Raw genomic sequence first — 9,522 nt, forward strand, 5'->3', positions numbered from 1 at the left:
GAGGGTGTCGAGGTCCCAGCCGCGGTTGTCCGGGAAGCCGGTGACCGCGTCGCGGCCCTCGGACAGCAGCGTCCACAACGCCTCGGGCGAGTCGACGCCACCCGGGAACCGGCAGCTCATCCCGACGATGACGACCGGGTCGCCGTCCACCGCCGCCGTCGTGGGCGCCACGTCCGACGAGGTGCCGGCGATCTGCTCGCGCAGGTACCGGGCGAGCGTCTCCGCCGACGGGTAGTCGAAGACCAGCGTCGCCGGCAGCCGCAGCCCGGCCGCGGCGGCGACCCGGTTGCGCAACTCGACGGCGGTCAGCGAGTCGAAGCCGAGCTCGGTGAACGCACGGTCGGGCTCGATCGCCCCGGTCGAGGAGTGGCCGAGGACCGCGGCCACCTGGGCACGCACGAGGTCGAGCAGCAGCCGGTCGGCCTCGGCCGGTGAGAGACCGGCGAGCCGGCCGGCCAGCGGCGCGGGTGCGCCGGCGTCGGCGGTCACCGCGCGGCGGGCGGGGGTGCGTACCAGGCCGCGCAGCAGCGGCGGCACGTAGCCCGCGGCGGCCTGCACGCGCAGCGCGGCGAGGTCGAGCCCGATCGGTACGAGCACCGGGGCGGCCGTCCCGATCGCGGTGTCGAACAGGGCCAGCGCGTCGGCCGGGTCGAGCGCGCCGACGCCGCCGCGGGCGAGGCGGTCGCGGCCGGCGTCGCCGAGGTCGCCGGTCATGCCGCCGTGCTGTCCCTCGGCCTGGGCCCACAGGCCCCACGCCAGCGACACCGCGGACAGCCCGGACGCGCGGCGGTGCTCGGCGAGCGCGTCGAGGAACGCGTTCGCGGCGGCGTAGTTGCCCTGGCCCGGCGTGCCGAAGACGCCGGACGCCGAGGAGAACAGGACGAACGCGGTGAGGTCGCGGGTCAGCTCGTGCAGGTTCCAGGCGGCGTCGGCCTTCGCGCGCAGCACCGGCGCCATGCGCTCCGGGGTGAGCGCGGTGACGACACCGTCGTCGAGCACTCCCGCCACGTGCACGACGGCGGTCAGGTCAGGGATCCCGGCCAGCAGCGTCGACAGCGCGTCGCGGTCGGCGACGTCGCAGGCGGCGACCGTCACGTCGGCGTCGACGTCCGGCGCCGCGCCGCCGCGCCGGCTGACGAGCACCAGCTTCCGCACCCCGTGCGTCGCCACGAGGTGCCGCACGACCAGCCCGCCGAGGGCACCGGTCGCGCCGGTCACCAGCACGGTCCCGTCGCCGAAACCGGTCGGCGCGGGCTCGACCGCCGGCACGCGCGCGAGGCGCAGCGCGTACGCCCGTCCGTCGCGCAGCGCCACCTGCGGCTCGTCGGCCGGCAGCGCCGCCAGGGCGCGCCCGCTCACCGGCCCGTCGCCGACGTCGACCAGGACCAGCCGCCCCGGGTTCTCCGCCTGCGCGGCCCGGACCAGCCCCCACACGCTCGCGGCGGCCGGATCGGATACGCCCCCGTCCGGAGAGACGGCGCCCCGGGTCACCAGCACCAGGCGCGAGGTGGCCAGCCGCTCGTCGGCCAGCCACTCCTGCACCAGCGCCAGGACGTCGGTGGTGAGCTCGTGCGCCGACGCCGCGGCGTCCGGCCCGGTCGGGACGACGGTGCGTAGCACCGCGTCCGGCACGGCGGTCAGGTCGGCGAGGGCGGACACCGCGGGCACGCGGTCGTCGGCGAGGCCGAGCGGGTCGGCGCCGAGCACCGCCCAGCGGCCCGCCGCACCGGCGGTCGCCGGCAGCACCGTCCACTCCGGACGGTACAGCGACTCGTGGTACGCGCCACGGGCCGCGCGCAGCTGTTCGGCCGAGACCGGCCGCAGCACGAGCGAGTCGACGGTCAGCACCGGCACGTCGTTGTCGTCGGTGGCGGTCAGCGCCACGGCGTCCGTGCCGGCCGGTGACAGCCGCACCCGCAGGGTCGTCGCGCCGACCGCGTGCAGCGTCACGCCCGACCACGCGAACGGCAGGTGTCCGCGCGCGGGGTCGGCGACGAAGTCACCGAGGCTGATCGCGTGCAGGGCGGCGTCGAGGAGCGCCGGGTGCGCGCCGCAGCGGCGGGCGGCGGTGGCGGCCTCGGCGGGCACGGCGATCTCGGCGTACACGTCGGCGCCGTGCCGCCACGCGGCGCGCAGGCCCTGGAACACCGGGCCGTAGCCGAATCCGCCCACGGCCAGTCGGTGGTACAGGTCGTCGGTGTCGACGGGGTCCGCGTCCGGTGGCGGCCAGGAGCCTATGGGACCGGCGGAGCGCGCGACGTCGGTACCCAGTGACCCGGTCGCGTGGCGGACCCACGGTTCGACCGACTCGCCGTCGGGACGCGAGTGCACGGTGACGCCGCGCCGGCCGGTCGCGTCGGGGGTGCCGACGGCCACCTGCACCTGCACGCCGCCGTCGGCGGGCAGCACCAGCGGGGTCTCCAGGGTCAGCTCCTCGACCCGGTCGAGCCCGACGTGCTGCGCCGCCTGCCAGGCGAACTCCAGCAGCGCCGTGCCGGGCAGCAGCACCGTGTCGCCGACCGCGTGGTCGGCGAGCCACGGCTGGGCGCGCAGCGACAGCCGGCCGGTGAGCAGCGCGCCGTCGGTGTCGGCCAGTGCGACGGTGGCGCCGAGGAGCGGGTGCTCGGTGGCGCTCATGCCGACCGCGCCGACGTCGCCGACCCAGCTCGTCAGGTTCTCGAGCCAGAACCGCTGCCGCTGGAACGCGTACGTGGGCAGGTCGACCCGGTGCGCGTCGTGGCCGGCGAGGTACGCGGTCCAGTCGACCGGGACGCCGCGCACGTGCAGCCGCGCGACGGCGGTGGTGAGCGTGTGGGGCTCGGGCCGGTCGGCGCGCAGCGCGGCGGCGAACACGCGGTCGCCGGTGACGCAGTCCTGGCCCATCGCGGTGAGCACGCCGGCGGGGCCGACCTCGAGGTACGTGGTGACGCCGAGGTCGTCGAGGCGGCGCACGGCGTCGAGGAAGCGGACGCTCGCGCGGACGTGCCCGACCCAGTACTCCGGCGAGGTCGCCTGCTCGGCGGTGAGGGTCTTACCGGTGACCGTGGAGACGATCGGGATCGCCGGCGGGGCGTAGGTCAGCGTCGACGCGACGGCACGGAACTCCGCGAGCATCGGCTCCATCAGCGGCGAGTGGAACGCGTGGCTCACGGTCAGCCGCTTCGCCTTGAACGCGGCCGTCACGGCGAGCACCTCGTCCTCGGCGCCGGAGACGACCACCGACCGCGGACCGTTGACCGCCGCGATGCCGACGTTCGCGGTCAGCAGCGGGAGGATCTCGTCCTCGGACGCCTGGACGGCGACCATCGCGCCACCGGCCGGCAGCGCCTGCATCAGCCGGCCGCGCGCGGAGACCAGCGTCGCGGCGTCGGCCAGCGACAGCACGCCCGCGACGTGGGCGGCGGCCAGCTCGCCGATGGAGTGCCCGGCCAGCTGGTGCGGGCGGATCCCCCACGACTCCAGCAGCCGGAACAGCGCGACCTCCAGCGCGAAGACGCCGGCCTGCGTGTGCACGGTCTGCGCCAGCACGTCCGCGTCGGTGCCGAAGACGATGTCCTTCACGCCGTCGCCGAGGTGTTCGCACGCGGCGTCGAAGGCGTCGGCGAACACGGGGTACGCCCCGTACAGCTCGCGGCCCATGCCCGGCCGCTGCGAGCCCTGCCCGGTGAACAGGAACGCCAGCTTCCCCTTGACGACCCGGCCCCGAACCAGGTCCGCGGCGTCCAGGTCCGCGGAGTCCAGGCCGGCCAGCAGCGCGCCGGTGTCGTCGCCCACGACGACGGCCCGGTGCTCGAAGTGCGACCGGCCGGTCGCCAGCGACAGCGCCACGTCGGCCGGCGCGTGGTCCACAGTGGACAGATGCGTCCGCAGCTTCTCGGTCTGCGCGCGCAGGGCCGGTTCGGTGGTGCCGGACACCAGCCACGGCACGACGCCGGTGGCGACCGGCCGGGCCCGCTCCTCCACGGGCGCGGCCGCCGGCGCGTCGCCGTCCTCGGCCGCCTCGGCGTCCACCGCCTCGGGGTCGGGCGCCTGCTCGATGACCGTGTGCGCGTTGGTCCCGCTGATGCCGAACGACGAGACGGCCGCGCGGCGCGGCGCTCCGGTCTCCGGCCACGCCTGCTCCTCCGCCAGCAGGGTGACCTCGCCCGACTCCCAGTCGACGTGCGGGGTGGGCGCGTCCAGGTGCAGGGTGCGGGGCAGCACCCCGTGGTGGATGGCGAGGACCATCTTGATGATCCCGCCGACGCCGGCCGCCGCCTGCGCGTGGCCGATGTTCGACTTGAGCGAGCCGACCAGCAGCGGCCGGCCCTCGGGCCGGTCCTGGCCGTAGGTGGCGAGCAGCGCCTGCGCCTCGATCGGGTCGCCGAGGGTCGTGCCGGTGCCGTGCGCCTCCACGACGTCGACGTCGGCGGTGGTGAGCTGGGCGTCGGCGAGGGCCTGGCGGATCACGCGGCGCTGCGACGGTCCGTTCGGGGCGGTGAGACCGTTGGACGCGCCGTCCTGGTTGACCGCGCTGCCCCGCACGACCGCGAGCACCCGGTGTCCGGCGCGGTGCGCGTCCGAAAGCCGTTCCAGCATCAGCATGCCGGCGCCCTCGGCCCAGCCGACGCCGTCGGCGGCCGCGGCGAAGGACTTGCAGCGCCCGTCGGCGGCGAGGCCGCCCTGGCGGTCCATGTCGACGAACGAGCCGGGGGTCGACATGACGGTGACGCCGCCGGCCAGCGCGTAGCGGATCTCGCCGCGGCGCAGTGCCTGCATCGCGAGGTGCACGGCGACGAGCGACGACGAGCAGGCGGTGTCGATGGTGACGGCCGGGCCCTCCAACCCGAGCGTGTAGGCGACCCGGCCCGAGGCGATGCTGCCGGCGTTGCCGTTGCTCAGGTGCGCCTCGACGCCCTCGGGCACGTCCATGAGCCGGGCCGCGTAGTCGTGGTACATGACGCCGGCGAACACGCCGGTGCTGCTGCCGCGCAGGCCCGCCGGGTCGAGGCCGGCCCGCTCGATGGCCTCCCAGCTCGTCTCCAGGAGCAGCCGCTGCTGCGGGTCCATGGCGAGCGCCTCGCGCGGGCTGATCCCGAAGAACGCCGGGTCGAAGTCGGCGGCGTCGTGCAGGAAGCCACCGTGGCCGGTGAGTCCGTCCCAGCCGCGGTCGGCGGGGAACCCGGTGACCCCGTCCCGGCCGGCGGCCACCAGGTTCCACAGGTCCTCGGGAGTGCACACGCCGCCCGGGTAGCGGCAGCTCATCCCGACGATCGCGATGGGCTCCCGCTCCCGGGCCTCGGTCTCCCGCAGCCGGCGGCGCACGGTGCGGAGATCGGCGGTGACTCGCTTGAGGTACTCGAGGAACTTTTCTTCGTTAGCCACGTCGCATCACCTTCGCGCCACCGGCGGGGATGCGCCGGTCGATCAGGACAGTCCGAGTTCCTTGTCGACGAGGTCGAAGATGTCGTCGACCGTTGCCAGTTCCAACTCGCGATCGCCGGAATCGGCGGCCGCGTCGACGGCCGTCCAGCGCGACAGCAGCTCCTGCAGGCGCGCGGTGACCCTCCCCCGCGTCTCGCCGTCCGGATCCGCCACTGCCAACGCTGCTTCCAGTCGATCCAACTCTGTCCAACCGGGCACCACGTCCGGAACCCCAGCGAGCCCCAGTTCCGTAGCCAGGTGGGCCGCCAGCGCGTCCGGGTTCGGGTAGTCGAAGACCAGCGTCGCGGGCAGCCGCAGACCGGTCGCCGAGTTCAGCTGGTTGCGCATCTGCACCGCGGTCAACGAGTCGAACCCGAGCTCCTTGAACGCCCGTCCCGCCTCCACCGCGTCGGCGGTCGGGTGGCCCAGGACGCCGGCCGCGACGGTCCGCACGAACTCCACCACGGCGGCGGCGCGCTCGGCCGCCGGCAGTGCGGCGAGCGAGTCGCGCAGGCCCACCGCGGCCTCCGCGCGGTGGTCCGCGGCCCGGCGGACCGGGACCCGGACGAGACCGCGCAGCATCGGCGCCACACCGGTGCCCGCGCCCGCTGAGGCGGCCTGTGCGCCGATCGCGGCGAGGTCCAGCCGGATCGGGACCACCGCGGGCCGTCCGCCGCGCACGGCGGTGTCGAACAGCGTCAGGCCCTGCACGGGGCCGAGCGCACCGACGCCGGCCCGGCTCATCCGGGAGGTGCCGTCGGTGCCGAGGTCGCCGCTCATGCCGCCGGGACCGTCGCCGACCTGTGCCCACAGGCCCCACGCGAGCGAGGTGGCGGGCAGGCCGAGACCGGCGCGGTGCTCGGCCAGCGCGTCGAGGAACGCGTTGGCCGCCGCGTAGTTGGACTGTCCCGGGTTGCCGAGGACGCCGGAGGCCGAGGAGAACAGGACGAACGCCGACAGGTCACGGTCGCGGGTCAGCTCGTGCAGGTGCCAGGCGGCGTCGACCTTGGGCCGCAGCACGGTGTCGAGCCGGTGCGGGGTCATCGCGGTGACGACGCCGTCGTCGAGCACGCCGGCCACGTGCACCACGGCACGCAGGTCCGGGATGCCGTCGAGCAGCGCGGCGAGCGCGGCCCGGTCGGCGACGTCGCAGGCGGCGACCGTGATGTCCGCGTCGACCTCGGGCGGGGTGCCGCCGCGCCGGCCGGTCAGCACGAGCTTCCGCACGCCGTGCCCGCCGACCAGGTGGCGGACCACCAGTTCGCCGAGCGCCCCGAACGCGCCGGTGACCAGGACGGTGCCGTCCGGCCCGAACGCGACGACGGGCTCGTCGGCGGCGGGCACCCGGGCCAGCCGCGGCACCAGGGCCCGGCCGTCGCGGACGGCCACCTGCGGCTCGCCGGTGGCCAGCGCGACCGGCAGCGCGACCGGCAGCGTGTCGGCGCCGGCGAGGTCGACGAGCACCAGCCGGTCCGGGTGCTCCGACTGTGCCGCGCGCACCAGGCCCCACACCGCCGCCATGGCCGGGTCGTCCAGCGTGTCCCCGGGTCCGGCGCGCACGGCGCCGCGGGTCGCCAGCACCAGCCGGCTGTCGGCGAACCGGTCGTCGGTGAGCCAGTCCCGCAGGACCGCGACCGTGCGGTGGGTCGCGGTGTGCGCGGCGGCGACCGGGTCGGTCCCGCCGCCGGGCACCGACCAGACCACGAGGTCCGGCACCCCACGCGCGGCTGTCGCGGCCAGGTCGGGCGTTTCGCCGTCGAGCGCCGTCCAGTCCGCGACCGCGTCGCCCGACGGCGGTGCCGCGACCCACTCCACGTGGAACAGCGAGTCGTTGGTGGCCCGGCGGGCGGCCGCGATCCGGTCGGCGGAGACCTCCCGCATCGCCAGCGACTCCACCGTCACCACCGGCGCGCCGGCCGGGTCCACGGCGACGAGCCGCACCGCGTTCGTCCCGGCCGGGCTGAGCCGGGCCCGCAGCCGCGCGGCGCCGGAGGCGTGCAGGGTGACACCGGACCAGGCGAACGGCAGGTGCCCGTTGCCCGAGCCGGTCATGAACGCGCCGAGCGCGATGCCGTGCAGCACCGAGTCCGACAGCCCCGGGTGCAGGCCGAACGGTGCGGCGTCGGCGGGATCGGGCAGGTCGACCTCGACGTAGACGTCGTCGCCGCCGTGCCAGGCGGCCCGCAGTCCCTGGAACGTCGGGCCGTAGCCGAAGCCGACCGCGGCCAGCGTGTCGTAGAGGTCGCCGACGTCGACGGGTTCGGCGCCGGCGGGCGGCCACTGCAGGCGTTCGGCGGGCACGGGGGTGGCGCCGAGGGCGCCGGTCGCGTGCCGGGTCCACGGTTCGCCGTCGTCGGCGGCGTCGGGTCGCGAGTGGACCGCGACACTCCGGTGCCCGCCGTCGTCGGGAGCGCCGACGGTGACCTGCACCTGCACGCCGCCGCGGTCGGGCACCACCAGCGGCGCCTCCAGCGTCAGCTCGTCGACCGTCGGGGTGCCGACGCGGTCACCGGCCTGGATGGCCAGTTCCAGCAGGGCGGTGCCGGGCAGCAGCACGGTGCCGGAGACGGCGTGTTCGGCGAGCCACGGGTGGGTCCGCGTGGACAGCCGCCCGGTGAGCACCACCCCGTCGCCGTCGGCGAGCGGCAGCGCGGCGCCGAGCAGCGGGTGGCCGGTCCGGTCGAGCCCGACCGACGCGACGTCACCGGTGGCGCCGGCGGTGAACGCGGGCCAGAACCGCTCGTACCGGAACGCGTAGGTGGGGAGGTCGATCCGGCGCGCGCCGGTGAACACGGCCGGCCAGTCGACGGCGACGCCGCGCACGTGCAGCCCCGCCATCGCCCGCACGGTGGTCGACGCGTCGTCGTGGTCCCGGCGCAGCATCGGCAGGAACTCGCCGGTCCCGACGCAGTGCTGACCCATCGCCGACAGCACGGCGTCGGGTCCGACCTCGACGTACGTGGTGACGCCGGCCGCGTCGAGGGCCCGCATCCCGTCGTGGAAGCGCACGGCCTCCCGCACGTGCCGCACCCAGTACTCCGGTGTGGTGAGGTCGCCGTCGAGGTTCGCCATCACCGGGACCGTCGGCGGATGGAACGTCAGCCCCTCCGCGACCCGGAAGAATTCGGTCAGCATCCCGGCCATGAGCGGCGAGTGGAACGCGTGGCTGACGGTCAGCCGCTTCGCCTTGAACCCCCGGGTGACGGACAGGACGGTCTCCTCGTCACCGGACACGACCACCGACCGCGGCCCGTTCACCGCCGCGATGCTCACCTTCGCCTCCAGCCCGGAAAGCAGCGGCAGCACCTCCTCCTCGGAGGCCTGCACCGACACCATCGCCCCACCCGCCGGCAACGCCTGCATCAACCGGCCCCGCGCGGCCACCAACCTCGCCGCGTCGGCCAACGACAGCACCCCGGCCACATGCGCGGCCGCCAGCTCACCGACCGAGTGGCCGATCAGGAAGTCCGGCTTGATGCCCCACGACTCCAGCAGCCGGAACAGCGCCACCTCCACCGCGAACAACCCCTGCTGCGTGTTCACCGTCTGCGCCAACAGCTCCGCAGCGTTGTCAGAGGAGTCGCCGAACACGATGTCCCTGATGCCGTCGTCGAGGTGCGCGCACACGGCGTCGAACGCCTCGGCGAACACCGGGTACGCGTCGTACAGGCCGCGGCCCATCCCCGGGCGCTGCGCACCCTGGCCGGTGAACAGGAACGCCACCGCACCCGGCGCCGGCGAACCGCGCACCACCCCGGGCGCGGAACCGCCCTCGGCCAGCGCGCCCAGTCCGTCCAACAGCTCCTCGCGGCCGGCGACCAGGACCGCCGCACGCTGCCGCAGCGCCGACCGGCCGACGGCCGTGGTGAAGCCGACGTCGGCCGGCGTCCACTCCGGCAGCGCCGCCAGGTGGTCGCGCAGCCGGGCGGCCTGATCCCGCAGGGCCTCCGCGGTGTCGGCGGAGACCAGCACCGGGACCACGTCCGGCGAGTCGGCCACGGCCGCGGGCGGCTCGGCCGTCGCCTGTTCGATGATGGTGTGCGCGTTGGTGCCGCTCCATCCGAACGACGACACGCCGGCCCGGCGCGGACGGCCGGTCTCCGGCCACGACCGCGCCTC

2 protein-coding genes are annotated in these 9,522 nt (G+C 75.8%); both read right to left on the minus strand.

Going from position 1 to position 9,522, the window contains the following annotated elements:
- The coding region (locus tag Voc01_RS52180; RefSeq protein ID WP_203935261.1) for a type I polyketide synthase at window positions 1-5,364 on the minus strand (5,364 nt) is incomplete at its 3' end.
- Between the two features lie 42 nt (window positions 5,365-5,406).
- Window positions 5,407-9,522: type I polyketide synthase (locus Voc01_RS52185; RefSeq protein ID WP_203935262.1), on the minus strand; the 4,116-nt coding region annotated here is incomplete at its 5' end.

This window comes from Virgisporangium ochraceum, from assembly GCF_016863655.1.
Taxonomy (GTDB): Bacteria; Actinomycetota; Actinomycetes; order Mycobacteriales; family Micromonosporaceae; genus Virgisporangium; species Virgisporangium ochraceum.